Below are 440 nucleotides of genomic sequence, written 5' to 3'. Positions count from 1 at the left end.
CCTCTCAAGTCAATTTGTGTATGTATTTTTATGCCACCCTTATTTTTACGGAACTTGGCCCATGGACAGAGTTTGAGGCACAGACTGATGGTGGTGCTGTCGAAAGCATAAACCATATTGTCAATATCAAGTCTGAACTTGTCCTTAGCATACAGCGGCCGCACTTTCTTTATCAGGACTTCTCCCAACTCGGCATAGATGTGCCAGTCCCTGTTCTCGTTGGCTTTCGCCAACGTATTTCGGGGAACTGCATAGCTGATACCGCAGTGATACAACTTCTTTACCATGGCCAGCGCATTCAGGCTTGCTTCGATATCACGCAAGCTGTTCTTGTCGGCATATTAAGCCATGCACATTACAAGAAACTGATCATGACAGGAAAGATTCCTGACTCGGTAATCACCCTTGTACCTGGTAACTATTTCGTTGAATTCTCTACG

The 440-nt window shown here is 45.2% G+C and carries 1 protein-coding gene and 1 pseudogene; both read right to left on the bottom strand.

Features of this window, described 5'->3' with window-relative positions; all coding sequences use genetic code 11:
* Positions 1–323 (bottom strand): annotated as a pseudogene (locus B3B27_RS05310) (transposase); the annotation flags it as partial.
* A gap of 18 nt (positions 324–341) precedes the next feature.
* Positions 342–440 (bottom strand): DUF4372 domain-containing protein (locus tag B3B27_RS11815; protein WP_414703311.1); only part of this gene is annotated, 99 nt, incomplete at its 5' end.

It is taken from the genome of Proteiniphilum sp. UBA5463, from assembly GCF_002427225.1.
GTDB lineage: Bacteria > Bacteroidota > Bacteroidia > Bacteroidales > Dysgonomonadaceae > Proteiniphilum > Proteiniphilum propionicum.
This window is presented reverse-complemented; position numbering and strand designations above follow the sequence as displayed.